The 26,296-nt window shown below is 35.2% G+C and carries 23 protein-coding genes; 21 read left to right on the top strand and 2 right to left on the bottom strand.

The window, feature by feature from the left end; genetic code table 11:
* Positions 1-6 precede the first annotated feature (6 nt).
* Positions 7-399 (bottom strand): thioesterase family protein, encoded by a 393-nt coding sequence (locus tag KQI71_RS01630; RefSeq protein WP_216433425.1) that lies wholly within the window; start codon positions 397-399, stop codon positions 7-9.
* 146 nt (positions 400-545) lie between these two features.
* Between KQI71_RS01630 and KQI71_RS01625 the strand changes: the two genes are divergently transcribed.
* From KQI71_RS01625 to yajC, 12 genes are all read left to right on the top strand, one after another.
* Positions 546-1,247, top strand: a complete 702-nt coding sequence (locus tag KQI71_RS01625; protein ID WP_216433423.1) for a histidine phosphatase family protein — start codon at positions 546-548, stop codon at positions 1,245-1,247.
* A 292-nt stretch (positions 1,248-1,539) separates the two neighbouring features.
* Positions 1,540-1,977, top strand: coding sequence for a DUF1700 domain-containing protein (locus tag KQI71_RS01620; RefSeq protein WP_216433421.1), 438 nt, complete (start codon positions 1,540-1,542; stop codon positions 1,975-1,977).
* Positions 1,978-1,996: 19 nt separating this feature from the next.
* Positions 1,997-3,130, top strand: a complete 1,134-nt coding sequence (locus KQI71_RS01615; protein ID WP_216433419.1) for a M20 metallopeptidase family protein — start codon at positions 1,997-1,999, stop codon at positions 3,128-3,130.
* A gap of 94 nt (positions 3,131-3,224) precedes the next feature.
* Entirely contained in the window at positions 3,225-4,712 is a 1,488-nt protein-coding gene (gene thrC / locus KQI71_RS01610; RefSeq protein ID WP_216433417.1) for a threonine synthase, read from the top strand.
* A 449-nt stretch (positions 4,713-5,161) separates the two neighbouring features.
* Entirely contained in the window at positions 5,162-5,473 is a 312-nt protein-coding gene (locus KQI71_RS01605) for a hypothetical protein (RefSeq protein WP_216433414.1), read from the top strand.
* Positions 5,474-5,529: 56 nt separating this feature from the next.
* Positions 5,530-6,276, top strand: a complete 747-nt coding sequence (locus KQI71_RS01600; protein WP_216433412.1) for a PP2C family protein-serine/threonine phosphatase — start codon at positions 5,530-5,532, stop codon at positions 6,274-6,276.
* Positions 6,252-7,577, top strand: a complete 1,326-nt coding sequence (locus KQI71_RS01595) for a protein kinase domain-containing protein (protein WP_256442111.1) — start codon at positions 6,252-6,254, stop codon at positions 7,575-7,577. The genes KQI71_RS01600 and KQI71_RS01595 overlap by 25 nt, the downstream gene beginning before the upstream one ends.
* A complete protein-coding gene (locus KQI71_RS01590; RefSeq protein ID WP_216433409.1) occupies positions 7,574-9,676 on the top strand; it encodes a hypothetical protein in 2,103 nt (700 codons plus the stop codon). Before KQI71_RS01595 ends, KQI71_RS01590 begins: the two co-directional genes overlap by 4 nt.
* Before the next feature lie 62 nt (positions 9,677-9,738).
* Positions 9,739-10,437 carry a S1 RNA-binding domain-containing protein gene (locus tag KQI71_RS01585; RefSeq protein ID WP_216433407.1) on the top strand — a complete coding sequence of 233 codons (699 nt, stop codon included), beginning with the start codon at positions 9,739-9,741 and terminating at the stop codon, positions 10,435-10,437.
* Between the two features lie 17 nt (positions 10,438-10,454).
* On the top strand, positions 10,455-11,552 hold the full coding sequence (gene aroC, locus KQI71_RS01580; protein WP_216433405.1) for a chorismate synthase: 1,098 nt from the start codon (positions 10,455-10,457) through the stop codon (positions 11,550-11,552).
* Positions 11,553-11,567: 15 nt separating this feature from the next.
* Entirely contained in the window at positions 11,568-12,695 is a 1,128-nt protein-coding gene (gene tgt, locus KQI71_RS01575; RefSeq protein WP_216433403.1) for a tRNA guanosine(34) transglycosylase Tgt, read from the top strand.
* Between the two features lie 23 nt (positions 12,696-12,718).
* Positions 12,719-13,018, top strand: a complete 300-nt coding sequence (gene yajC / locus KQI71_RS01570) for a preprotein translocase subunit YajC (RefSeq protein ID WP_216433401.1) — start codon at positions 12,719-12,721, stop codon at positions 13,016-13,018.
* Positions 13,019-13,066: 48 nt separating this feature from the next.
* Here yajC and KQI71_RS01565 read toward each other — a convergent pair whose 3' ends face one another.
* Positions 13,067-13,900 (bottom strand): PHP domain-containing protein, encoded by an 834-nt coding sequence (locus tag KQI71_RS01565; RefSeq protein ID WP_216433399.1) that lies wholly within the window; start codon positions 13,898-13,900, stop codon positions 13,067-13,069.
* Positions 13,901-13,988: 88 nt separating this feature from the next.
* Between KQI71_RS01565 and KQI71_RS01560 the strand changes: the two genes are divergently transcribed.
* The 9 genes from KQI71_RS01560 to KQI71_RS01520 all read left to right on the top strand — a co-directional run bounded on the left by KQI71_RS01560 (position 13,989) and on the right by KQI71_RS01520 (position 26,249).
* Positions 13,989-14,351: a TIGR04086 family membrane protein gene (locus KQI71_RS01560; protein ID WP_216433397.1), complete on the top strand. Its 363-nt coding sequence runs from the start codon at positions 13,989-13,991 to the stop codon at positions 14,349-14,351.
* A gap of 117 nt (positions 14,352-14,468) precedes the next feature.
* Positions 14,469-16,052 (top strand): DEAD/DEAH box helicase, encoded by a 1,584-nt coding sequence (locus KQI71_RS01555; protein WP_216433395.1) that lies wholly within the window; start codon positions 14,469-14,471, stop codon positions 16,050-16,052.
* Positions 16,053-16,133: 81 nt separating this feature from the next.
* Positions 16,134-16,277 carry a six-cysteine ranthipeptide SCIFF gene (gene scfA / locus KQI71_RS01550; protein WP_216433393.1) on the top strand — a complete coding sequence of 48 codons (144 nt, stop codon included), beginning with the start codon at positions 16,134-16,136 and terminating at the stop codon, positions 16,275-16,277.
* 118 nt (positions 16,278-16,395) lie between these two features.
* Complete coding sequence (gene scfB / locus KQI71_RS01545) at positions 16,396-17,775, top strand: thioether cross-link-forming SCIFF peptide maturase (RefSeq protein WP_216433390.1); 1,380 nt, start codon at positions 16,396-16,398, stop codon at positions 17,773-17,775.
* Positions 17,759-19,954 (top strand): protein translocase subunit SecD, encoded by a 2,196-nt coding sequence (gene secD / locus KQI71_RS01540; protein WP_216433388.1) that lies wholly within the window; start codon positions 17,759-17,761, stop codon positions 19,952-19,954. The genes scfB and secD overlap by 17 nt, the downstream gene beginning before the upstream one ends.
* Positions 19,955-20,019: 65 nt before the next feature.
* Entirely contained in the window at positions 20,020-21,750 is a 1,731-nt protein-coding gene (gene recJ / locus KQI71_RS01535; RefSeq protein ID WP_216433385.1) for a single-stranded-DNA-specific exonuclease RecJ, read from the top strand.
* A complete protein-coding gene (locus tag KQI71_RS01530; protein WP_216433383.1) occupies positions 21,750-22,574 on the top strand; it encodes a Cof-type HAD-IIB family hydrolase in 825 nt (274 codons plus the stop codon). The genes recJ and KQI71_RS01530 overlap by 1 nt, the downstream gene beginning before the upstream one ends.
* A 19-nt stretch (positions 22,575-22,593) precedes the next feature.
* Positions 22,594-23,730, top strand: coding sequence for an exonuclease SbcCD subunit D (locus tag KQI71_RS01525; RefSeq protein ID WP_216433381.1), 1,137 nt, complete (start codon positions 22,594-22,596; stop codon positions 23,728-23,730).
* A complete protein-coding gene (locus KQI71_RS01520) occupies positions 23,727-26,249 on the top strand; it encodes an AAA family ATPase (RefSeq protein ID WP_216433378.1) in 2,523 nt (840 codons plus the stop codon). The genes KQI71_RS01525 and KQI71_RS01520 overlap by 4 nt, the downstream gene beginning before the upstream one ends.
* The last annotated feature ends 47 nt before the right edge of the window (positions 26,250-26,296 follow it).

Below are 26,296 nucleotides of genomic sequence, written 5' to 3'. Positions count from 1 at the left end.
AAAATTTTATTTATCCAGTTTATGTGATGCTTTTTCCATAAAGGATTTTGCTTCTACAATAAAACGTTCATGGGTACCGATACCAACGCGGCCTTTGTTATCTGTAACTTCTACATGAAATTCCAGACGTTTGCGATCGATTTCTGTCAGTGTGCAGTGGCAGCTGATGGTTCCGCCGACTGGAGTAGCGGATACATGGGCAACATTTAAGTTTGTTCCTACGGTTGTCATACCTTCATCAAGTTTTCCAGCAAGAAGATTAACAGCTGCTTGTTCAACAAGAGAGATCATAGCAGGTGTCGCATAGACAGGAAGGCTTCCGCTTCCCCATTTTTCAGCAGTATTTTCAGGTACAACTTCTTCTGTTAAAGTAATTTCATCTCCGACTTTAAGGTTCATATAACATCCTCCTAATATGTTTCCTTTTTTATTTTATATCACTATTCCTAGTATAGCAAAGATGCATCAAAATTCCATAGTTTTTTACAGAAAATATGAAGATTTTATAAAAAAGAAGAAAATATGACAAACCATGAGAAAGAGATATGATATACTTAGAAAAAACAAAAAAGAAAATATCAGTAATCATAGGAAAAGAAAGTGGAGGAAATACAGTGAAAGTATATTTGATTCGCCATGGAGAAACCGATTGGAATAAAGTAAAAAAAATACAGGGAAGTTCTAATATTGATTTAAATGAATACGGGAGAGAACTTGCAAGAATTACGGCAAACGCATTAAAAGAAACACCGTTTGATATTGCATACTCGAGTCCATTAAAAAGGGCAAGGGAAACGGCAGATCTGATCCTTGAAGGGAGAGATATTCCAATTTATGAAGACACTCGTGTGCAAGAAGCACATTTTGGAATATTTGAAGGAAGAGTTCAAAAGGAGCTTGAGGATGAACATAGCCCATTTATGAAGTTTTTTACAGCGCCGCAGCAGTTTGAGGAGATGGGAGGTGTGGAAAAACACGAAGAAATTATGAAACGTGCTGCTGATTTTTACAAAGATAAGATTTTAAAGGCGGAAGGTGTTTATGAAAATATTGCTGTATTTTCTCATGGTGCATGGATTCATGCGTTATTGACGACACTTTATAACAGAGAGGTAAAAGATTTCTGGCATGCACCAAGACAGGAAAATTGTGGAGTATCTGCAATTGAAGTAAAAGATGGAAACAGTCATGTCTTATATGAATCAAAAATATATTATGAAAGCAATGATCAGGTAAGTGGATATTAGATTTTAACTAAGGAAACTTTTCTTCTAAAAACCATCCACCTTTTTAAAAATATTATATATGAACAATGTAAGTGATTTAGGAAGAGAGGACGGTTTTTGGAAAAGCAAGGAATCCCATACCTCTAAATGGAGCGAAGGTAGCAGGAGAAATTGTGAAAGTAACTTAACGACGGCGATGGGCGGAGAGAGATCGGTATCCTCCGCAGACACGAGGTCAAGTATAGTTGGTATGAGGCCGACATGTCAGGATCCGTGGGATTACCGACTGTGAGTTGAAACAAGTTAGAGGGAAATGAAAATGACCAGAGCAGAGTTTATCAGAGAATTAAAAGAAGCATTAGAAGGGCATGTCCCGCAATCGGTGATTGCTGAAAATGTAAGATATTATGAAAATTATATAGAAGAAAGAAAAAATACCGGAAGAACGGAGTCAGAAATAATAGAAGAACTTGGGAGTCCGAGGCTGATTGCCAGATCTATCATAGATGCAGCAGACCAAGGGCAGATGGGATCAGATGTCTTTGAAGAGACCTATACAGAAAATGGTCAGGAAGATTCCTGGCAAGACGATTCTTATGAAGCAAGCGTGAGGAAAATGAAAGCAGGATGTGTGACAGCCATTTTGATTACAATGATTGTAATGGTTGCAGTTTTTCACATTGTTGCATTTTTATGGCCGGTTCTTGTTGTATTACTGATTGTTTATCTTATTTGGCAACATTTTCGATAGTATAGGAAGGAAGAAAAAAATGGATATCAAACAGGAAGCTTTAAAGATCAAAGAGGAAGTAATTCAATTTCGTAGAGATCTTCATCGGTGTCCAGAAACTGCTTTTTTAGAAAAAAAGACAATGGCATATGTAAGAAAACATTTGGACGAATGGAAAATCTCTTATGAAATGTTGCAACCAACGGGTTGTATTGCAAAGATTGGAAGAGGAAAAGAGGCAGTCGCATTAAGAGCAGATATGGATGCACTTCGTGTAAAAGAAGAAACAAATCTTCCTTTTGCATCTGAACATGAAGGATATATGCATGCGTGTGGACATGACGGGCATACAGCGGTGCTTCTTGCAACAGCTAAAATACTAAAAAAACATGAAGAAGAACTGAACCATCGTGTCTTGCTTATTTTTCAACCGGCAGAAGAGATTGCAGCAGGTTCTAAAATGGTTTTGAAAACAGGAAAACTTGATGGCATTACTGGAATTTTTGGGCTTCATATTTTTTCTGGAATTGCAGCAGGAAAAGTGTCTTTGGAAGCTGGGCCAAGAATGGCTGCAACAAACTGGTTTTCGATTCATGTTAAAGGAAGATCTGGACATGCAGGAAAGCCTCATGAATGTGTAGATGCGATTATAATAGCATCCTCGCTTGTTATGAATTTGCAGACAATCATAAGTCGAAGTTTGAATCCATTAGAAAATGCGGTGCTTACCATTGGGAAGATGCAGGCTGGAACAGCAAGAAATGTTGTAGCTGGAGATGCTGTTCTTGAGGGGACGGTACGGACGTTTTCCAAGGAATCTGAACAAAAGATTCAGAAAAGAATGAAAGAAATGATTGCGGCACAGGCACAAATGTATGGGGCAGATATTACATTTAATTTTGAACCAGCAAGCCATCCGGCACTTGTAAATTCAGAAATTGTTGTGCAGAAGGTAAAAAAGAAAGCCGATGCTGTTTTTGAAGCAAACGAATGGACGCATGTTCCGGCAATGATGCTTGGGGAAGATTTTTCTAATTATTTGGAAGAATATCCTGGATGCTTTGCTTTTATTGGAGGCGGCGGCAGATATCCAAATCATCACAGTCAGTTTGATTTTGATGAAAGTGCTCTTGTCCAGGGAGTAAAAATGATGCTTATTTTTGCTCTTGTATAAGATATTGTTCATGAAAATTAGTTGTAGCAATGAAAAACATATGATATAATCAGAAACCAAAAGAAACACATGTAAAGAAAAAAGGTAGGGAAATATGAACTTAGTATATCGCAGTACAAGAAATGGTGAAGAAACAGCAACTGCATCTGAGGCAATCTTAAAGGGCTTAACAAATGATGGAGGACTTTTTGTGCCAGATACAATTCCAAAATTAAAAGTATCTCTGGAAGATCTTCAGAAAATGTCTTATCAGGAAATCGCATATGCTGTTATGAAAGAGTTTTTAACAGATTTTACAGAAGAAGAACTGAAAAATTGTATCAATAAAGCATATGATGATAAGTTTGATACAAAGGAAATTGCACCTCTTGTAAAAGTAGGGGATGCATATTACCTTGAATTATTTCATGGTTCTACGATTGCATTTAAAGATATGGCATTATCCATTCTTCCGCATTTGCTTGTAACTTCAGCAAAGAAAAATCATGTAAAAAATGAAATTGTTATTCTTACAGCAACATCTGGTGATACAGGGAAAGCTGCTCTTGCAGGATTTGCAGATGTTCCAGGAACAAAGATTATTGTCTTTTATCCAAAATCTGGTGTAAGTCCAATTCAGGAAAAACAGATGTTGACACAAAAAGGGGATAATACATATGTCATTGGAATTCATGGCAATTTTGATGATGCACAAACCGGCGTAAAGAAAATGTTTTCTAACAAAAATCTTGCAGCATTAATGAATGAAAACGGATATCAGTTCTCATCTGCAAACTCTATTAATATTGGACGTTTGGTACCTCAGATTGTATATTATGTAAAAGCATATACAGATTTATTGAAACAAGGTGCATTAAAAGCAGGAGAGCCAATGAATGTTGTTGTACCAACAGGTAATTTTGGAAATATTTTAGCTTCCTTCTATGCAAAACAGATGGGAATTCCAATTGGAAAATTTATTTGTGCATCAAATAAAAATAAAGTATTATTTGATTTCTTCCAGACTGGAGAGTATGATCGAAACAGAGAATTTTATGTAACCTCTTCTCCATCAATGGATATTCTGATTTCAAGCAACCTGGAACGTATGATCTATCGTATTACAGGAAATGATGCAAAACAGTGTGCTGCATTTATGAATGCTTTGACAAAAGATGGCGTATATAAGATTACAGAAGAAATGAAAAAAGGTCTTTCTGAATTCTTTGGAGGATATGCAACAGAGGAAGAAACAGCCGCAAAAATCAAAGAAGTTTATGAAGCACATCAATATGTTATGGATACACATACTGCTGTAGCAGCGGTTGCTTATGATCAGTATGTGAAGGCAACAGGTGATAAGACTCCTGCTGTGATTGCATCAACAGCAAGCCCATATAAGTTCACAAGAAGTGTTATGGATGCTATTGATCCATCTTATGATGCAGAATCTGATTTTGAATTAGCAGATGAGTTAAATCGTATTTCTGGTGTCAAAGTGCCAAAAGCAATTGAAGAAATTCGTACAGCGCCAATTCTTCATCATACGGTTTGCAATACAGAAGCAATGGAGACAGAAGTGAAAAAGATTCTTGGAATCTAATTTCAGAATATTACGAAAAAAAGCAATTCCACAAAATGGGTTGCTTTTTTTATGCTTAAATGATACATTAATATACAAAGATAGGGAAAATTGGAAATTATACATTTCATCAGGAAGTTCTTTTCTGTATACCATATTCTGTAATGTTCTTACGATTCAGTTATCATACCGGGGAATACCAATTGAATAAAGCCATTTTTTAATACGTTCTGAAAAGACATATTCCGCCATGATCTGTATTTGCAGGGAGCGATGCCGTGAATATGATAATGAGACTTCTGCATGGTCATGAAAGTGAGTGCAGCCTGTCATAAGAATGAGGGGAGCCAGCAAGGGCTATGAGACATTTGTCTGTTAAAAAATGTGGGAAATAACAAAAACAGCAGGCTGCCTTGCCTTTTTTTTGTGGAAAAGGTATAATGAAAAAAAATAATTAGGAGTGAGCGCTTATGGCAAAAGATTTTTTCGGACGTCTGGAAGAAACCATTTCTACAACAGGAAAAGTGGCAGCCCAGAAAGCCAAAGAAGTAGCGGATTCAGCAAAACGGCACAATGATATCCGTATCGCAAAGAAACAGCTCAATGATCTGTACCGTCAGGTAGGGGAACAGTATTTTCGAGAGACAATGGATTATCCACAATCAGAATATATTGACCTTTTTAATCTGATTGAAAAGCTGAAAGGAGATATTGAAGTCCTTCAAAGAGAAATCGATGGAGAGGAAGAAAGTCCGGAAGACGGAACAGAGGAAGAAGAATAAGAAAAACCTTGCAGAGAAATTCTGCAGGGTTTTTCTTTTTATAGGAGGTAAGGAGTATGGTAGAAGCAATTGGAATGACAGATATTGGAAATGGAAGACCATCCAATCAGGATGCTTATCTGATGCGTCAGAGCGAATATAAAGGGAAAATGATTTTACTTGCCGCTGTGTGTGATGGAATGGGAGGGTTAAAACAAGGTGAAATTGCAAGTGGATATTTGATTGAATTGTTAAAGCAATGGTTTGAAGAAGTTATGCCAGGGCTTTGTGAAAATAATAATATTGGACTGATTCAGAAAAACTTAATTCAACTGATCAAGAAATCAAACAAAAATCTTTTGTTGATGAGCAAAGGTTCCGATCAGGCCATGGGGAGTACGCTGACTCTTTTATTTGTTATGGACAAAAAGTTTTTTGTTTTAAATATTGGTGATTCCAGGGCTTACTGGTTTGATCGAAAAAGAAAATATGTGACGACCGATCAGACATTGGTGCAGCTTGAAGTAAAGGCAGGACATATGACAAAGGAGCAGGCAAGGAAAGATCCAAGAAGGCACATTCTGGTCCAGTGTGTTGGTGTGACAAAAGATGTGAAGGTAGATTGTTACAGGGGAAGGCTAGAAGAAGGTATGGAATTTTTGCTTTGTACGGATGGTTTTTATGGCTTGTTGGAGGAAGAAGAAATTTATCATATCGAAGCAAATCAAACAGAAATGAAACAATGGGTAGAAAATTGTTTTCAAAAAGTAAAAGATAGAGGGGAGCTTGATAATCTCTCATGTATTATCATAAAAGTTCCGTAGAGATTTTTGACGATATTTCTTGTTATCAAAAAATTAGAAAACTGGGAGAAGGGGGAATGGGAGAAGTTTTTCTTGTAAAGCATTTAAAAAATAAGAAATTGTATGCAATGAAAATTTTCTCATCCCAGGAAAAAGCAGAAAGAGAAAGAAAATTTATGGAAAAAATGGTGTCCTTTGATGGAATTGCGCATTTAGTGGCATGGGGAAAAAGCAAAGAAAAAGTTTTTCTGATTATTGATTATATTTCTGGAATTTCCCTAATGGATTATCAAAGGAAAAAAAGAAAGATTTCAGGTTTTAAAATTCTTTGTTGGAGTATTGATCTTTGTAAAATTTTAAAACAGTTTCATCAAAATAGTCCTAGTATCATTTATCGCGATTTAAAACCACAACATCTAATCTTAAAAAAGAATGGAAAGCTTTTTTTGATTGATTTTGGGATAAGCGCATGGGAAGGAGAAATTGTAAAGCCATACGGAACCAAAGGATTTGCTTCTCCAGAACAGTTTCGTTTAAGACAACCGGCAATAAAAGCAATGGATATTTATAGTTTTGGGAAAGTTTTGGAATTCTGTTTGGAAAAATGCAGTAATGAGAAAAAACTTAAGAAATTGGCGGAAAAATGTACAAAAAAGGATAGGAAAGAACGTTTTGGAACATTTGAAATCATTGAAAAAAGATTGAAAAAAATGTTATTTTATAAAATTTACTGTGTTGTAATAAGCACAGTATTTTTTTTATCTGGAATTTTTCTTTGGAATCACATGCGACAACCGCAGGAAATAGTAAAGAAAGAGACCACAAATGGCAGTGAATTTGATTTTACAAAAAATCTTATAAGAGATTATAAAAAACAATTAAAAGATGTAAAACATGTCATTTCTTTTTCAGAGCTTTGGAAAGAATTACAAAAAATAAAAAAAGAAGACAAAGAACAGGGAGAATTATTAGAAGAAATGACATGGCAGTCTATTTATGCACTAGATGGAAAACAGAAAGAAGAAGCAGTTTTTTCTTTTGGAGAGTGTTATCTTACGAAATGTATAAAAGCAAAAGAAAGTTTTTATGGCTATCAGAGAGTTCTTTTATATTTGGAGTCAGAAAGAAAAAATGCAGAAGCAGCATATGAAAAATTTATAAAAAAATTCCCTGCATATGAGGAAATTTATGTAGATTATGGAATTTATCTTTGTCGAAATAAAAAATGGAAAAAAGCAAAGAAAATTTATCAGCAAGGGGTGAGGCATACAAAAATGCAAAGCAATAAGGCAAAAAAATTAAAGGAGAAATTGGGAACATGAAAAAACAATATAAGCAGATGATTGGAATTTTGTCTCTTCTTTTCTGTGTGTGTTCTTTTCAGAAAACATCGGCAAAAGAGAAAGAGCTTCCGTGGCAATTAAGATGGGAACAAAAGAAAGAATATCCATATTTTAAAGAAGAAACAACAATGATTATTGAACGGAAAGAACAAGCAGATCCAACAACAATTCATGTATTAATCAATGATAAAGAGCAAGAAATAAAGTGGAAGGATGGAAAAGAAGGAAGCATTACTTTGAAAAAAGATGGGGTATATCAAATCACAATTTTAGATGATGAAAAAGTAAAACAGGAAGAGACTGTATGGATAGAAACAACAGATCCATCCATTCCGCATATAGATTGTGGTTCCTATGAAGAAGGAAAGTGGACAAATCAGGATATCCATTTAAAGCCAACAGATTCCAAGGCGGTTTCAGGGATTGATTATTATGAATATAAACATCTGGGTGGAAAATGGAGCAAATTAAGAAATAATGAAATTAGCATTTGTACCAGTATGAGAGATGAGCTTTTTTTTAGAGCAGTTTCAAAAGCTGGAAGAAAAAGTGAATCAAAGAGGATACTGATTCGTCTATGGAAAGAAACACCGCCGATTGGACAGATCGTCCTTCCGGCTGCTGATCAAAATGGCTGGTATCATAAAATACCGGAAGTTACATGGAAGGAGGAGTTTTCAGAAGGACCAAAGTTGCAGCCTTATTTTGAGATAGAAGATATTGAACGAAAAGAAGTAACAGTTACGGAGAGGCTTCCTTTTATTAAAAAGGAAGGATGTTATAAATTAATAACATGGAGTATAGATGAGGCAGGCAATCATTCTAAAAAATCTAAGCCGGTTTTTGTTAATATTGATTTTACTAATCCGAAAATTTTGATTGATTATAAAAATCAATGGAAAAATCAAAAATATTGCAAGAGGCAAGAAGCAAGTATTAAGGTTATGGATAAAAATTTATTGGAATCTGGTTTGAAATTATATACATCTGGGCAAGCAACTACATCATGGAAAAAGATACCAGGAGGATATGAAAAAGAAATTTCTTTTGAAAAAGAAGGAAAGCATTTTTTACAAGTGGTAGCAAAAGATCAGGCTGGAAATGAAACAATGAATCGAAAAGAATTTATAGTTGACCGGACGCCACCGAAAATTATGATTGATGGAGCACAAGATTTTCAGTCCTACGATAAAAATATTCAATGGAATATCAAAGGAAAAGATGATTCTCCTTATAATATGGAAACCTTTGTTTATGAAAACAAAAAGCGAATCGAAGAGAAGATGTTAAGGAAGGATGGATATTATACAATCCAGGTAAAAGCTTTAGATGCTGCAGGAAATGCATCACAAAAACAGATTCACTTTGTAATCAACAAAATGGGAATAGTAATAAAAGCAAAAAATACAGCAATAGAGGGAAAGCGTATTAATGGAAAAAATGTAAGGCCGGGATTTCTTGTGGAAAGTTTGGAACCGGTTCAGGTAACGGGATTTTTTGTTAATGGGATTCCGAGAGCTTTTCAATGGAAAGGAAAAGAAGTTCTATTGCAAAAGCCAATTCGAGAAGACGGGGATTATCAAATCCATCTGATTCTTTCCGATGCATCTGGAAAAAAGGCAGTTTCAGATAAGCTTTCTTTTACTTATGATGGGAAGGCACCAAAACTTCTGATTCATGGTTTGAATTCTGAAAAGAAAATATCATATGGAGAAAAATTGAAACTTTGTCTTGAAGATAAAACAGATTTTTTTGTTTCTCTTTTTATGGATGGGAAAAAATTATCTGCAAAACAGTCGGAAATTTCCATTTTGCAAAAAGAAATAGGAAAACATGAAGTTACGTTTACAGCAAAAGATAAAGCTGGAAATATTTCGAGTGGAAAAATTACATTTACTGTGGAAAAAGTAATGCCACAGGTTTTAAAAGGCATTTTTTTTCCTAAACAACAAAAGAAATTAGAAACAAAGAAAGCAGAGAAAAGGAGAAAGGAAAAACAAAGTTATGGAATTTTTTTGTGGTGCGTGCTTGCTCTTGTATCGGCTGGATTTGCAAAAAACATGGCAGTAAGGTTATAATCTTCGCAATTCTATGCTATAATATTAGTTATGTATAATGAAATCTATGGAGGAATGGAATTATGGCAGAAGAATTAAAAGAAACAAATGAAGAATTTGACAAAGAATTAGAAGCTTCTTTCAAAAAAGAAGAAAATAAACAAGATGCTGTATGGGCTCATTTAGAGCAGATGAAAGAAGAAGGAACAATTTTACCTTTGACAGTGGGTGGAGTTGTAAATGGCGGAGTTATTGTGTATGTAGAAGGAATCCGTGGATTTATTCCTGCTTCTTTATTATCTACAGGATATGTAGAGGATTTAAATGCATGGCTTCAGAAAGATGTGGAAGCAAAGATTATTACAGTAGAAGAAGAAAATAATCGTCTGGTTCTTTCTGCAAAAGCAGTGGCAAGAGAAAGACAGAGACAGGAAAAAGAAGCAAAAATTGCTAATCTTTCTGTTGGAACAGTTGTAGAAGGAACCGTGGAAAATATTATGCCATATGGGGCATTTGTTGACATTGGAGATGGAATTAGTGGATTAGTTCACATTTCACAGCTGAGTACAAAGAGAGTAAAGAGTCCGGAAGAAGTTGTAAAAGAAGGACAGAAAGTAACTGTAAAAATTATTAAAGTTTCAAATGGAAAAGTAAGCCTTAGCATGAAAGCACTGGAAGAAGATGCAGAAGCTGAGAAAAAGGCAAAAGAGACTGGAGTAGAATATACAGAAGAAGATGCCGGAACAAGTCTTGGAGATTTATTGGCAAAAATTAAATTATAGGAGAGGACGTTTTACATATGGCAGGATCAAGTTTTGGGACTCTGTTTCGTGTGACGACATGGGGAGAAACTCATGGAGCGGGCGTCGGAGTTGTCATTGATGGATGTCCAGCTGGAATGGAACTTTGCCAGGAGGATATTCAGAAATATCTGGACCGGAGGAAGCCGGGACAGTCAAAATATACGACCCAGAGAAAAGAGGGGGACCAGGTGGAAATTATGTCTGGAATATTTGAAGGAAAGACAACAGGAACACCGATTTCCCTTATCGTTCGTAATAAAAATCAGAAGTCAAAAGATTATAGTAATATTAAGGATGTTTATCGTCCAGGACATGCTGATTTTACCTATGATATGAAGTATGGATTCCGCGATTATCGTGGAGGTGGAAGATCTTCCGGGCGTGAAACGATTGGAAGAGTTGCAGCGGGAGCGATTGCAGCAAAAGTTTTGTCTGAGATTGGAATTACATTGAAAGCATATGCAAAGGCCATTGCTGGAATTGAAATTTCAACAGAAAATTATAATGAAGAAGAAATTTTTTGTAATTCATTTTATATGCCGGATGCAGATGCAGCAAAAAAAGTGGAAGCCTATGCAGATCAGATGATTAAAGACAAGGATTCTATTGGAGGAATCATTGAATGTGTAATTGATGGAGTAAAACCTGGTATTGGAGATCCTGCATTTGATAAGTTAAGTGCAGATCTTGGCAAGGCAATATTATCTATCGGTGCGGTTAAAGGATTTGAGATTGGCGATGGATTTGCAGTAGCATCCAAAAAAGGGTCAGAAAATAATGATTCATTTGTAATGAAAGATGGGAAACCTGTCAAACAGAGCAATCATTCCGGTGGTGTACTTGGAGGAATCAGCGATGGAAGCCCGATTATCTTACGAGCAGCTGTAAAACCGACACCTTCGATTGCACAGACACAACAGACCGTAAACAAAAACGGTGAGAATGTGGAAATTGAGATTCATGGACGCCATGATCCAATGATTGTGCCTAGAGCCGTTGTTGTTGTTGAATCAATGGCAGCAATTACAGTTCTTGATGCAGTGTTGAGAAATCTTGGTGCAACCATGAATCAGTTAAAAAAACTTTATGAATAATGGTGGAATTTATTTATGTACGAATTAATCAAAAAAGACGGAAGAGCTAAAAGGGGAAGACTTGTGACCGTTCATGGAACAATTGAAACTCCAGTTTTTATGAATGTAGGAACAGTGGCTGCAATTAAAGGCGCAGTCAGCACAGATGATCTTCGAGATATCGGAACACAGGTGGAATTATCTAATACGTATCATTTGCATGTGCGTACAGGGGATAAACTCATTAAAGAGTTTGGCGGTCTTCATAAATTTATGAACTGGGATCGTCCGATTCTTACGGATTCTGGTGGATTTCAGGTATTTTCTTTAGCAAAATTAAGAAAGATCAAGGAAGAAGGAGTTTCTTTTTCATCGCATATCGATGGAAGAAAAATTTTTATGGGACCGGAAGAGAGTATGCAAATTCAGTCTAATCTCGGCTCAACAATTGCCATGGCGTTTGATGAATGCCCACCGCATCCTGCGACAAGACAATATATGCAAAATTCTGTAGATCGTACTACCAGATGGTTAGAACGATGTAAAAAAGAAATGAAACGCTTAAATAGTTTGGAAGATACGGTAAATCCTCATCAACTTCTATTTGGAATTAACCAGGGAGGAACTTTTGAAGATATCCGTATTGCACATGCAAAAACAATTTCAGATATGGATTTAGATGGCTATGCAATTGGTGGACTGGCTGTTGGAGAAAGTCACGAAGAAATGTATCATATTCTGGATGAGACAGTTCCATATCTACCAGAAGATAAACCGACATATTTGATGGGGGTTGGAACACCAGTTAATATTTTGGAATCCGTAGAACGTGGTGTTGATTTCTTTGATTGTGTATATCCGACACGAAATGGAAGACATGGTCATGTTTATACCAATCATGGAAAATTAAATATGTTCAATAAAAAATATGAGTTGGACCATCGCCCGATTGAAGAAGGATGTCAGTGTCCAGCGTGTAGAAGCTATAGTAGAGCTTATATCAGACATCTTTTAAAAGCTAAGGAAATGCTTGGAATGAGATTATGTGTCTTGCATAATTTGTATTTTTATAATACAATGATGAGTGAGATTCGCACAGCAATCGAAGAAGGAAGATATAAAGAATATAAAGATCAAAAGATTGCAGGCATGATGAATCAATAATAACAGAAAGATGGAGGAAGCCAATGAATAGCGCTAGTATTACACAGATGGTTTTATGGTTCGTGATCATTATCGCATTTATGTATTTTGTAACGATTCGTCCACAGAAGAAGAAAGATCAGCAGATGAAAGAGCTGATGGCATCTTTGGAAGTTGGGGATAGCGTATTAACAACAAGTGGTTTTTATGGAGTGGTTGTTGACATGGTTGATGATACAACTGTGATCGTAGAATTTGGAAATGATAAACATTGCCGTATTCCGATGGAAAAATCTGCAATCACTGCAGTAGAAAAAGCAAACGAAGAAAAAGAAGAAGCATAAAACTGGGAAAAAGGTTTTTATAGATCAAAAGCTATAAAAACCTTTTTTTTATAAATTTTCTAACAAAATATCATACAAATGATCTGGAACACGAAGTGGTCCACGTCCGCTGCCTATGGAAATATCGGGTTTATTACTTCCATGAAAATCAGATCCGCCGCTTGCAAGAAGGTCAAATTCTTTTTGCCATTGTCTTAATTTTGTAATTTGTCCAATATGATGAGATGAGTGGTAAACTTCTAGTCCGCCAAGTCCTTGCTCTTTTAAGGTTTGGATAAGCGTTCGAATTTCTTCATTGGAAAAGTGATAAAGAAAAGGATGGGCAAGAAATGGAATACCACCAGCTTCGCGAATTAGATGCAAAGCAGTTTCCGGAGCAAAAAATGGCTTTGGAATATAATATTTACAATCTTCGCCGAGATATTTTTTAAAAGCCTGGGAAACGGATTTACAAATTCCTTTTTTTAAGAGAATTCTTGCAAAATGGGCACGAGTAATGACAACATTTGGATCGCCATTTTGGAGTTTCTCCATTGTGATTGGAAATCCATCCTTTTGAAAAAGAGCAACCATCTCTTCATTTCTTTTTTTTCTTCCATTACGTAAAGAAGAAAGAGCATTACAGAGAAATTTATCTTTCCAGTTCATGCCGTATCCAAGAATATGGATTTCGTGTTTTGGAGTATCACAAGAAATTTCAACACCGGGAATGAAATGAAGATTTTCTGGCAGATCAGAAGAAAGAATGTCACCAGTACCAGCAGTTGTATCGTGATCTGTTAAGGAAAAAGCATAAAGATTGCACTCTTTTACTTTTTCAATAATCTGTGTAGTTGTACATGTTCCGTCAGAATAATTGGAATGTATGTGTAGATCAATCATAAAAATCCTCCTTATAAATTTAGTTTAACATAAAAATGGAATAGAAAACAGAAAAGTCTCATATGGTTTCATTAAAGGAGGATTTGCCATGGAGACTGGGAAAAAGGGAATTTATATAATAGAAAGTTTGATTATTTCTTATATTGTTACAGGAATTATTTTATGTATCCTTGCTTTTTTTATGTATCAAACGAAATCTGGAATGAAAATAGCAAATATTGGGATTACATTGACTTATATTATCGCTTGTATTCTTGCCGGCGGGATTGCGGGAAAAAAGATGGGAAAGAGAAAGTTCTTATGGGGAATGGCAGCAGGATTCTTTTATTTTTTAATTCTGATTGGAATTTCTTTTTGGCTTCATCCAGGAGAAGCACTGGTATCTGCGGAGAAAATAACAACGCTCTTGCTTTGCAGTGCAGGTGGAATGCTTGGAGGAATGATTGCTTGAGAAAAAGGATAGGTTCTTGACGCATATATATATAATATGTTATATTGAATAATGTTGTTGCTCCGATTGATAACGATCGGAGCTTTTTATAGTATAGAAGAAAGAATAGTAGGTATTATGGAAACAGTTCGTTTTGATGATTTAGATTTAAATGATGAAATATTAAGAGCCGTAAAAGAAATGGGATTTGAAGAAGCTTCTCCAATTCAGGCAAAAGCAATTCCAGTTGTCTTAAGTGGAAGAGATCTTGTTGGACAGGCACAGACTGGAACAGGGAAAACAGCAGCATTTGGAATTCCAATGCTTCAGATGTTAGATACAGAAAATAAAAGACCACAAGCTATGATTTTATGTCCGACAAGAGAACTTGCCATTCAAGTATCGGATGAAATTCGCAGATTAGCAAAATTTATGCATGGAGCAAAGGTACTTCCTATTTATGGCGGGCAGAACATTACGAATCAGATTCGTGCAATAAAAAAAGGAGTCAATATTATTGTAGGAACTCCTGGGAGAGTCATGGATCATCTGCGTCGTCATACATTGAAAACAGAAGATTTGAAAATGGTTATTTTGGATGAAGCAGATGAGATGCTAAATATGGGATTTCGTGAAGATATTGAAACGATTCTTCATGAAGTGCCAGAAAATCGTCAAACACTGCTTTTTTCTGCAACAATGCCCAAAGCGATTATGGAACTGCGAAAAAAATATCAGGATCATGCAAAAGTTGTAAAGATCGTAAAAAAAGAACTGACAGTATCAAATATTGAGCAAAGTTATTTTGAAGTTCGATCAAGAAGAAAATTGGAAGTTTTATGTCGTCTGCTTGATATGTATACTCCAAAGCTTTCGGTTGTATTTTGTAATACAAAAAGAAAGGCAGATGAAGTGGCAGAACAATTAAAGGGTCGTGGATATTTTGCAGAAGGTCTTCATGGAGATTTAAAACAAAGTCAGAGAGATCGTGTAATGAAAAGTTTCCGAAATGGGCGTGTAGATATTCTTGTTGCAACGGATGTTGCGGCTAGGGGAATCGACGTAGATGATGTAGATGCAGTGTTTAATTATGATCTTCCACAAGATGATGAATTTTATGTGCATAGAATTGGAAGAACCGGAAGAGCTGGAAGAACTGGAAGTGCATTTACATTTGTAGAACGAAAAGAACGTCGTAAATTAAAAGAAATCATGCGTTATTGTAGAACTAAAATTTCTGAAAGACCGATTCCAAGTCTTCAAGATGTACAAAATATTAAATCAGAAAATCTGATGTCTGAGATTAATGGAATGATCAAAGAAGAAGAAATGGAAAAATATATTAGTCTTATGAATGATTTTGTGAAAGAAAGTCCATATAGCGCACTAGAAATTGCAGCTGCATTTTTGAAGAAAAGTCTTAAAGATACCTCTTCGGAAGAAACAGCCGAAATGTGGGAAGATACTGGTGCCGAAAAAGGAATGGCAAGGTTGTTTATTAATGTAGGTAAGAAAAATGGAGTACGCCCGGGAGATATTTTGGGTGCTGTTGCTGGAGAATCTAATATCTCAGGAGAATTGGTAGGAGCAATTGATATGCACGATAAGTATTCTTTTGTTGAGGTACCACGGGCAGTAGCAGCAGATGTCCTTTGTGGAATGAAACAAGCAAAAATTAAAGGAAAAACAATTAGCATGGAACCTGCGAATAAGAGAGCATAATTGATTTAACCATTGTCAAGAAAAAATAGATATGATATAATATTTCAAGCCATTTATGAGATTAAATAGGAGGAAGATAACATGAAACATATTAAAACTCTGACAAATAAAACATTACAGAACACTGTAAAAAAAGGTGGATGTGGAGAATGCCAGACATCTTGTCAGTCAGCATGTAAAACATCCTGTACTGTAGGAAATCAGACTTGCGAACAGTGTAAATAGGAAAAGAAACTGGTATGAAACAGGTGAGGCGTTCCGTGCGGGCCGCCTCATTTTGTTACGTGGGAATTTCTTTCCTGCGTGAGTATAGAAAAAGAAAATAGAGGGAGAAGAAAAAAACATGGTTCATCAGTATAAGAACAATGGATATAATATGGTTTTGGATGTAGCCAGCGGTTCTGTCCATGTTGTAGATGATTTAAGTTATGAAGTAATTGCTTTATATGAAGATCATTCTCTGGAACAGATAAAAAAAGAACTTTCTGGTTATGATCCACAGGATGTGGAAGAAGCATATAATGAAGTAACAGAACTGAAAGATGCAGGCGTATTATTTACAGAAGATTGCTATGAAGATTATATTTGTGGATTTAAAGAACGTCCAACGGTTGTAAAAGCTTTATGTCTTCATATTGCACATGACTGCAACTTAGCATGTAGATATTGTTTTGCAGAAGAAGGAGAATATAAGGGCCGCAGAGCTTTAATGAGTGCAGAAGTTGGAAAAGCAGCACTCGATTTTCTTGTGAAAAGTTCTGGTGCCAGAATTAATCTTGAAGTAGACTTCTTCGGCGGAGAACCGTTAATGAATTTTGATGTTGTAAAAGAAATCGTTGCTTATGGACGTAGTCTTGAAAAGAAATATAACAAAAAATTCCGCTTTACATTGACAACAAATGGAGTACTATTGAATGATGACATTATGGAATTTGCTAATAAAGAAATGGATAATGTCGTTTTAAGTGTCGATGGGCGAAAAGAGGTTCATGATTATATGCGTCCATTCCGAAATGGAAAAGGAAGTTATGATTTTGTTATTGATAAATTTAAAAAATTTGCGGATAGTAGAAATCAACAAAAATACTATGTAAGAGGAACGTTCACACATCATAATCTGGATTTTTCAAAAGATGTATTCCATCTGGCAGATGAAGGATTTGAGCAGATTTCTGTAGAACCAGTTGTTGCACCAGATACAGAAGATTATGCGATTACCGAGGAAGATCTTCCAAAATTAATGGAAGAATATGATTTACTCGCAAAAGAAATGATCAAAAGGGAAAAAGAGGGAAAAGGTTTTACGTTTTTCCACTTTATGATTGATCTGACTGGAGGGCCTTGTGTTGCAAAACGACTTTCTGGATGTGGTTCTGGAACAGAATATTTAGCAGTTACACCTTGGGGGGATTTATATCCATGTCACCAGTTTGTAGGAGAAGAACAGTTCTGTATGGGAAATGTCTTTGAAGGTGTTAAGCGGGAAGATATTGTCAAAGAATTTAAGGCAAGCTGTGTTTATACAAAAGAAGAATGTAAAAAATGTTTTGCAAGATTTTATTGTAGTGGTGGATGCAGTGCCAATTCTTATCATTTCAACGGAAACATCGATGGTACTTATGAAATCGGATGTAAATTGGAAAGAAAACGTGTGGAATGTGCATTGATGGTAAAAGCAGCGCTTGCACTGGAAGAGGAGACATCGGATGAAGAAGCAGAATAAAAAAGCTGGATATATTGCCGGTTTGATCATTTTGGTTGCTCTTTGTATTTTTGGATTGTTTATTACGACAAAAGGAATTACAAAGAATAAGATTGGACGAGCAAGTAATATTGAGCTTGGACTGGATCTTGCCGGAGGAGTCAGCATCACATATGAAGTAGATGGAAAAAATGTATCGGATAGTGATATGAAAGATACAGTCTATAAACTTCAGAAACGTGTAGAGGGATATAGTACAGAGGCAGAGGTATATCGTCAGGGAAAAGACAGAATTAATATTGAAATTCCTGGTGTTACTGATGCAAATAAGATTCTTGATGAACTTGGAAAACCAGGCAATCTTACCTTTGTTGTACCAAAAGAAAAAAAGGTAAAGAAAAACGGAAAGACAACAACACAGACAACGATGGAAACTGTGCTGACTGGACAAAATGTAAAAAAAGCGAAAGCAGAAACAAACGAAGATAACACAACTGGAAAAAAAGAATATCTGGTAGCACTTGAATTTGATGCTAAGGGAACCAAAGCATTTGCAAAAGCAACAAAGGAATATAAAAATAAATCTATTTATATAATTTATGACAATCAGATTATTAGTGCACCAACAGTTAATGAAGTGATTACAAATGGAGAATGCACAATTACTGGAATGGAAAACTATGAAGCAGCCGAAAACCTTGCTTCGTCCATTCGTATTGGATCTCTTCCTGTAAAATTAAAAGAACTTCGTGCAAGTGTTGTCTCTGCCAAACTTGGAGTGAATGCTATTCAGACAACTGTGAAAGCCGGTATTATTGGATTTGTAGTTGTATGTGCAATCATGATTGGATTTTATGCAGTGCCTGGAATTATTTCTTGTATTGCATTGGCAATTTATATGTTGCTAACTCTTCTTGCATTAAATGGATTCAATGCAACATTGACATTGCCTGGTCTTGCTGGTATTGTGCTTGGAATAGGAATGGCAGTAGATGCTAATGTTATTATTTATGCGAGAATACAGGAAGAAATTGCTTCTGGAAAGAGCGTTGCAGCTTCGATTAAATCAGGATTTTCAAAAGCAGCATCTGCCATAGTTGATGGAAATGTTACAACATTGATTGCTGTGTTTGTTTTATGGTTTAAAGGCTCTGGAACTGTTAAAGGTTTTGCACAGACCCTTGGAATGAGTGTAGCAATTTCTATGTTTACGGCGTTGGTTATTAGCCGTTTCCTTGTATATGCATGCTATCAGTTTGGTGTTCGCGATGCAAAATTTTATGGGAAACCAAGAACAGCACATAAACATGATTTTGTGAAATATGGGAAACGTTATGCAGTGATTGCTGGAATTATTATTATTGCTGGTCTTGCAGCACTTCCTATTAGCAAAAGCCGTACAGGAAGTTTGTTAAATTATGATCTAGAATTTTCCGGTGGTACTTCATCAACAATTACGTTTGGCAATAAGCAAAAGATTGATGATCAGTTAGAGAAGAAAATAACAAAGGTATATGAAAAAGTTAGCAAATCTTCTTCTGTACAAAGTCAGAAAGTAAAGGCGAATCATCAGCTTGTGATAAAGAGCGTGGAATTGAATTTAAATCAGAGAAAACAGCTGGAAAGTACACTGAAAAAAGATTATAAAGCAAAATCAGTAACAACAGATAATATTAGTTCCACAATTAGCAGCGAGATGCAAAGAGATGCAATTGTATCTGTGATTATTGCAACCATTTGCATGTTGATTTATATTGCGATCCGCTTTAAGGATGTGAAGTTTGGTTCTAGCGCGATTATTGCATTATTAAATGATGTGTTAATCGTATTTGCAGCTTATTCTATTGGAAGACTGTCAGTAGGAGGTACTTTTATTGCCTGTATGTTGACTGTCATTGGATATTCTATTAACTCTACGATCATTATATTTGATCGTATTCGTGAAAATCTGAAGAATATCGGAAAAGGTCAGATAAAAGAAGTTGTAAATACAAGTATTTCACAGACGTTAGTTCGTACAATTAATACAACATTGACAACCTTTGTTATGGTATTATTATTATTTATTCTTGGAGTTACTTCTATTAAAGAGTTTGCCCTGACATTGATGATTGGTGTTGTAGGAGGAGCATTTTCTTCTGTTTTCTTGACTGGTCCGTTATGGTATTTCATGAAGACAAAAATTGGAAAAGAAAAATAAAGATAGGGGATTAAAGAGTATTTAGAGACATTCTAAATGCTCTTTTTTCTAAAATGGGGAATTTTATGGAACAATGGTATTTATATAAGAAAAAAGCAGATTTTTATAAGATTAGTGAAAAATTTCATATCGATCCAGTAATCGCACGTTTAATACGAAATAGAAATGTTATCGGAGATAAACAGATTAAAAAATATTTATATGGAAATCTGAATGATATTGCACATCCTTTTGAGATGAAAGGCATAAAAGAGGCCGCACAGATCTTAAAAAATAAGATCCAAGAGAAAAAGACAATCCGTATTATATCAGATTACGATGTGGATGGAGTAATGTCTAATTATATTTTATGGAAAGGAATACATGATCTTGGTGGAAGGATCGATTTTACCATTCCAAATCGGATGACAGATGGATATGGGATTAATGAAAATCTTATTTCGAGAGCAATAGAGGATAAAATTGATACAATTATTACCTGTGACAATGGGATCGCAGCAAAAGAAGCAGTTTCTTTTGGAAAAGAAAATGGTTTGACGATGATTGTCACAGATCATCATGATGTGCCATTTGAGATAAAAGAAGATGGGACTAGGAAGGAAATTCTTCCGCCGGCAGATGTTGTCATTGATCCAAAACAACAGGCATGTACTTATGCTTATCCATTGCTTTGTGGAGCAGGGGTTGCATTTCAGCTCATTCGTGGACTTTATATAGAAATGGGAGCAAACGAGGAAACTCTGGAAGAACTACTTTGTTTTCTAGCCATCGCGACGGTATGTGATGTTGTAGACTTAACTGGAGAAAATAGAATTTTAGTAAAAGAAGGAATTTTAAGAATTCATGATACTAAAAATATTGGCTTGCAGGCGTTATTAAGTGTGCATGGCATGGAGGAGAAAGAAATTCGTTCTTATGATTTTGGATTTATTATTGGACCATGTATTAATGCAAGCGGGCGTCTGGATACGGCAGAAAAAGTAATGAATTTGTTTTTGGAAGAAAATCGAGAGAAAGCATTATCGGTGGCAGAGCATTTAAAAGATTTAAATGAACAAAGAAAACGAATGACGGAAGATGGAGTTTTGAAAGCTGATATGCAGGCACAAACATATGAACAGGCAGGTCATAAAGTTTTTGTGATTTATTTAGAAGGATGTCATGAAAGTATTGCAGGAATTATCGCAGGACGTATCAGGGAGCGATTCCATCATCCAGTATTTGTGCTTACAGACAGTGAAGAAGGTCTGAAAGGGTCTGGAAGATCCATTGAAGAGTATTCTATGTTTGAAGAAATGACAAAAGTGAAAGATATTTTTACAAAATTTGGAGGACATCCAATGGCAGCTGGATGTTCCCTTCCAAAGGAAAGATTGGAAGAATTTCGAAAGAGAATTAATGAAAACTGTACGCTTTCCAAAGATGATTTTGTTGATAAAGTCCATATTGATGTGGATATGCCAGTTGATTATATTACAATAGATCTAATTGATCAGCTTGCAGTTTTGGAACCGTTTGGAAAAGAAAATAAAAAACCATTGTTTGCTCATCGAAAATTAAAAGTAGAAAGAGTCCGCGTGTTTGGCAAAAGTAAAAATGTCATTAAATTAGCGTTAAAGAGTAGTCAAGGAACCAGGATTGATGGTATGATTTTTGAGGAGGAAGATCGTTTCCGGGAAAAGATGGGAAATAGGAAGTATATTACCTGTACCTATTATCCGGTTATTAATGAGTATCAGGGATATAAAAGCCTCCAAATTCATATACAAAATTACTTTTTTACGGAGGAAGCATAATGGATAAGATTAAGTTAGTTGCAATGGACCTTGATAATACGCTGTTAAATGGAGAGAAGAAAATTTCTTTGCATACAAAAGAAGTATTGAAAGAGGCAATACAAAAAGGCGTTTTGATCGTTCCGGCAACTGGACGTATTTTTAAGGCAATTCCAGAGTTTATTCGTGAACTTGCAGGTGTAAGGTATGCCATTTGCTGTAATGGAGCGACAATCTATGATAAAGGAGAAGACAAAATTATTTATACAAATCATTTATCTGCGCAGACGGTTTATAAAGTTTTAGATCTTTTAGATGGTTATCATTGTAGTCAGGATATTTATCGTAATGGGAAAGGATATATGGAAAGTCGATTTTATCATCATTTGGAAGATTATAAGATTGAAGGACCAATGTATGAAATAATAAAAACAACCAGGGTGGAAGTTGAAAATTTAAGAGAAGATATCAAAGAGGAAGGTAAAGGAATTGAAAAAATGTGTGCATTCTTTGATGATCTTGAGAAAAAGAAAGAAGTTTGGCAGAAATTAAATCAAGTAAAGGAAATTGCTGTTACAAGTGCTATATGGAACAACATAGAGATAAACAGTGCAACTTGTAACAAAGGAGATGGATTATCCCATTTAGCTTCTTATTTAAATATTCCAATGAGTCAGGTTATGGCATGCGGAGATGCAAGCAATGATGAAAAAATGATTGAAGCTGCAGGTTTTGGAGTTGTGATGGAAAATGGAATAGATGTTCTAAAAGAAAAGGCGGATTTTGTTACGAAAAGTAATGAAGAAGATGGGGTAGCCTATGCTATTGAAAAGTTTGTTCTATAAATAAATAGAAAGGAAATTTATGAAAATTGTTCATATTGCAGATCTTCATCTTGGGAAGAGTATCAATGAGCTTTCTATGGAAGAAGATCAAGAGTATATTTTAAAACAGATTTTAGACATCATAAAAAAAGAATCAGCAGATACGGTTGTGATTGCTGGAGATATTTACGATCGAAGCATTCCGCCGGTAAGTGCGATTTCATTGTTTGATTGGTTTCTCACAGAAGTAAAAAAAGAAAAATGTTCAATTTTTTGTGTTGGAGGGAATCATGATTCTGGACAAAGGTTAGATTTTGGAAAAACAATTTTTGATAAACAAAATATTTTTATAGAAGGAAAATTTTCTGGGAACATTCGTGTGATTGAAATGGAGGATGCATATGGAAAAATTTGTTTTCATATGCTTCCTTTTTTTAAACCGTTACAAGTAAGAGCATATAATCCAAAGTTAAAGATTGGAGATGCTTCGGATGCAATGAAAGAAGTATTAAGACAGCATGAGGTAAACCAGAATGTCCGCAATATTTTGATCACCCATCAGTTTGTAACAGGAACTGATTCAATGGAATGTTCTGATTCAGAAATGGAAATTTGTGTTGGAGGGGCTGATCAGATTTCTTATCGTTTGTTTGATGCGTTTGATTATGTGGCACTTGGACATTTACATGGACCACAAAAAGCAGGGAGGGAAAGTATCCGTTATAGTGGTTCGCCGCTAAAATATTCATTTTCGGAAGAATATCATAAAAAATCAGTAACTGTGATAGAGTTTTTTCAAAAAGGGAAGATGGAGATTCATACCGTTTTGTTAAAGCCATTGCATGAAATGCGTACCATTAGAGGAGAGATGAAAGAACTTTTGAAACCAGAGGTTGTAGCGCTTGCAGATCCTAAAGATTATATAAGAGCTAAATTAACAGATCAGGAAGAATTACTGGATCCTGCAGCAAAATTAAGAGATGTTTATCCAAATCTTATGGAATTGATGATTGAGAAAAATGAAAAAATTTTGAAAGAAGATAAGATGTTGTCTTTTAAGCAAAAATCACCGGAAGATTTGATGAAATCTTTTCTGGAGCTTTTGACAGGGGAAAAGGAAGAAAAAAGGATAAATTATCTGAAAGAGCTGTTTTTAGAAGGGAGGAAAAACCTTTGAAACCATTATATCTTGAAATATCAGGCTGGGGACCTTATCCGGGAAAGAATCAGATTGATTTTTCAAAAATGGAAAAAGGAGAATTATTTTTGATTACAGGACCAACTGGTGCAGGAAAAACAACGATTTTCGATGGAATCACATATGCTTTATATGGAGAAGTTAGCGGGAAAATGAGGACAAAAGATCGTTTGCGAAGTGATTTTGCACCAGAAACAGTGGATACTTATGTGAATCTTGTCTTTTTGCACGCTGGAAAACAATATAGGGTTGAGCGTCATCCAAAATATATTCGAAGAAAAAAAAGAGGAGAAGGTTTTACAACAAAAAAAGAAGATGCTTGTCTTTTTTTAAGCGATAAAAATGTGATTTGTGGGATTTCACAGGTAAACGAAAAGATTCAGGAAATTCTTGGAATTAATTATAAGCAATTTAAGCAGTTATCTATGCTGGCACAAGGAGAATTTTTAGATCTTTTAATGACAAAATCTGGAGAACGTACAGAAATTTTTCGCTCTGTCTTCCATACACAAATTTATCAAAACGTACAGGAACTTGCTGGACAGAAAGCAAGAGGTATTAAGGATGAGGTACGGGCTATTGAGCTTCAGATGGAAGAGGCTTTACGTATGGCAGAATCTCCAGAAATCCTTGAGATTTTTGAAAGAAAAAATTTTCAGGAAGTTTATCAGCTATTAAAAGAAAAAAAGGTCTTTTTTAAAAAAGAAAAAGAAAATCTGGAAGAAAAAAAATTAGGAACTGAAGAGAAATATAATAGCATCTGCCGATTTTGTGAAGATATTGTTCGAGAAGAAAAGGAAATAGAAAAATTAAAAAATGACATTGATTGTTTGGATAAGCAAGAAAAATCTCTGAAAGAAAAAATTTACAAAAAAGAAAAAGAGTATAAAGAAACAATGTTATTACAGGAAGAGGTAAAAAAATGGAATAAAAGAGTTCTTTTTCTGGAAGATGCAATGAAAAAGGCAGAAGAGGGAAAGAAAATTCAACAAGAGAAAGAAGCTCTAAAGATTTCTATAAAGAATCAGGAAGATAAGGTAGGGGCAGCTCTTTTTTGGGAGTGGAAAGAGGCTGAGGAAGATTTTAAAAGGACAGAGCGAGAAAAAGAAAAAATTGAAAAAGAAATTGAAGAAGAAAGTCTTCATTATAAAAAGCTTGATAATAGAAGATTGTTGGAAAGAAGAAAACGAGATTGTATACAATCGATGGTTTATGCAGCAAATGTAGGAATGCTTGCCGCTGGTTTGAAAGAAGGAGTCCCGTGTCCAGTTTGCGGGTCTATAGATCATCCAAAGATTGCTCCGATCGTAGAAGATGTTCCAGACCAGAATGTATGGAAGATTCAAGTAGAAAAAACGAAAAGAATAGAAGAACAATTTCAAAAAAGTTATGAGAAGATGATAAAATTGCAGCACCAAAAAGAATCTATAGAGCAGTTATTGAGACAGAAGGAAAAACAGATACCGCAAAAGCCAGAGAAAATTTTTCGAAGGGAAGACCAATTACTATTTGATAAGAAAAAAGAAAAAGAAAAATTAAAGCAAATGCAGCAGGCATATATTATGCTTTGTGGACGATTTGAGGGGCTTTCAAAGGAGGTGAAAGATGTACTAAAAGAAGAAAATAAAATACAGAAAGAATATGAGGAAAAAACAACAAAGATTGATCAGTATGAAGAACGGATGAAAAAAGTAGGGGAAGAATTCCATCAGATTCAGATGGAATATTCGAAAATAATGGCTTTAGAGAACTTAGAGAGAAAAAAATTGAAACAAAAAGAAGAAGTTTTTCCATCTGTTCAGGAAAGAAAAGAAAAACTGGAGGAGTGTAGGAGATTGGAAGAAATCATATATGTGCTAGATCAGGAAATAAGGGAGCAAGTGATTGGTCTTTCCAGAGTTGAAAAAGCATGTGAATCTTTTCAAAAGAAACTGAAGCAAAAAGAAAAACTGGAACAAAAGTATGGCATTATTGGAGATATAGATCGTTTATTAAATGGAAATAATCGATTAAGGATGAATCTTGAACAGTATGCAATGATTTCTTATTTTCAAGATGTTTTAAAAGCAGCCAATATCAGGCTTTTGAAAATGAGTGCAGGAAGATATGAGATGTATCGTCAGGAAACGGTTAGCGACGGAAGAAAAAAAGATCATTTAGAGATTGAAATTTTTGATGCTTATACTGGGAAAAAACGTCCTGTAAAAACTTTATCCGGCGGAGAATCGTTTAAAGCGGCACTTTGTCTGGCACTTGGACTTTCAGATGTGATTCAAAGTTATGCTGGTGGAATTCAGATCGATATTTTATTTGTAGATGAAGGGTTTGGTGCATTGGATGAGGAAAGTCTTCATCAGGCTGTTGTAACACTAATGGAACTTGCTGGAGAACACAGAATGATTGGGATTATTTCCCATGTAGTGGAATTAAAAGAGCAGATTGATAAAAAGATTGAGGTGAGGAAAAACAAAGAAGGTAGTTATATATATAGGTCTTGACAGAACAAAATAAGGTGTTATTATTTAGTATGATAAAAAAACAGGGG

Origin of the sequence: Anaerostipes sp. MSJ-23 (assembly GCF_018918155.1) — a bacterium.
Lineage (GTDB): Bacteria > Bacillota > Clostridia > Lachnospirales > Lachnospiraceae > Anaerostipes.
Note: the sequence above shows the minus strand (reverse complement) of the source record. Positions and strands in the feature narration are given on the sequence as shown.

What these genes read in the sequence shown, in the direction of transcription:
- KQI71_RS01630 (WP_216433425.1), bottom strand. Translation starts at nt 399, where the DNA reads ATGAACCTTAAAGTCGGAGATGAAATTACTTTAACAGAAGAAGTTGTA.
- KQI71_RS01625 (WP_216433423.1), top strand. Translation starts at nt 546, where the DNA reads ATGATATACTTAGAAAAAACAAAAAAGAAAATATCAGTAATCATAGGA.
- KQI71_RS01620 (WP_216433421.1), top strand. Translation starts at nt 1,540, where the DNA reads ATGAAAATGACCAGAGCAGAGTTTATCAGAGAATTAAAAGAAGCATTA.
- KQI71_RS01615 (WP_216433419.1), top strand. Translation starts at nt 1,997, where the DNA reads ATGGATATCAAACAGGAAGCTTTAAAGATCAAAGAGGAAGTAATTCAA.
- thrC (WP_216433417.1), top strand. Translation starts at nt 3,225, where the DNA reads ATGAACTTAGTATATCGCAGTACAAGAAATGGTGAAGAAACAGCAACT.
- KQI71_RS01605 (WP_216433414.1), top strand. Translation starts at nt 5,162, where the DNA reads ATGGCAAAAGATTTTTTCGGACGTCTGGAAGAAACCATTTCTACAACA.
- KQI71_RS01600 (WP_216433412.1), top strand. Translation starts at nt 5,530, where the DNA reads ATGGTAGAAGCAATTGGAATGACAGATATTGGAAATGGAAGACCATCC.
- KQI71_RS01595 (WP_256442111.1), top strand. Translation starts at nt 6,252, where the DNA reads ATGTATTATCATAAAAGTTCCGTAGAGATTTTTGACGATATTTCTTGT.
- KQI71_RS01590 (WP_216433409.1), top strand. Translation starts at nt 7,574, where the DNA reads ATGAAAAAACAATATAAGCAGATGATTGGAATTTTGTCTCTTCTTTTC.
- KQI71_RS01585 (WP_216433407.1), top strand. Translation starts at nt 9,739, where the DNA reads ATGGCAGAAGAATTAAAAGAAACAAATGAAGAATTTGACAAAGAATTA.
- aroC (WP_216433405.1), top strand. Translation starts at nt 10,455, where the DNA reads ATGGCAGGATCAAGTTTTGGGACTCTGTTTCGTGTGACGACATGGGGA.
- tgt (WP_216433403.1), top strand. Translation starts at nt 11,568, where the DNA reads ATGTACGAATTAATCAAAAAAGACGGAAGAGCTAAAAGGGGAAGACTT.
- yajC (WP_216433401.1), top strand. Translation starts at nt 12,719, where the DNA reads ATGAATAGCGCTAGTATTACACAGATGGTTTTATGGTTCGTGATCATT.
- KQI71_RS01565 (WP_216433399.1), bottom strand. Translation starts at nt 13,900, where the DNA reads ATGATTGATCTACACATACATTCCAATTATTCTGACGGAACATGTACA.
- KQI71_RS01560 (WP_216433397.1), top strand. Translation starts at nt 13,989, where the DNA reads ATGGAGACTGGGAAAAAGGGAATTTATATAATAGAAAGTTTGATTATT.
- KQI71_RS01555 (WP_216433395.1), top strand. Translation starts at nt 14,469, where the DNA reads ATGGAAACAGTTCGTTTTGATGATTTAGATTTAAATGATGAAATATTA.
- scfA (WP_216433393.1), top strand. Translation starts at nt 16,134, where the DNA reads ATGAAACATATTAAAACTCTGACAAATAAAACATTACAGAACACTGTA.
- scfB (WP_216433390.1), top strand. Translation starts at nt 16,396, where the DNA reads ATGGTTCATCAGTATAAGAACAATGGATATAATATGGTTTTGGATGTA.
- secD (WP_216433388.1), top strand. Translation starts at nt 17,759, where the DNA reads ATGAAGAAGCAGAATAAAAAAGCTGGATATATTGCCGGTTTGATCATT.
- recJ (WP_216433385.1), top strand. Translation starts at nt 20,020, where the DNA reads ATGGAACAATGGTATTTATATAAGAAAAAAGCAGATTTTTATAAGATT.
- KQI71_RS01530 (WP_216433383.1), top strand. Translation starts at nt 21,750, where the DNA reads ATGGATAAGATTAAGTTAGTTGCAATGGACCTTGATAATACGCTGTTA.
- KQI71_RS01525 (WP_216433381.1), top strand. Translation starts at nt 22,594, where the DNA reads ATGAAAATTGTTCATATTGCAGATCTTCATCTTGGGAAGAGTATCAAT.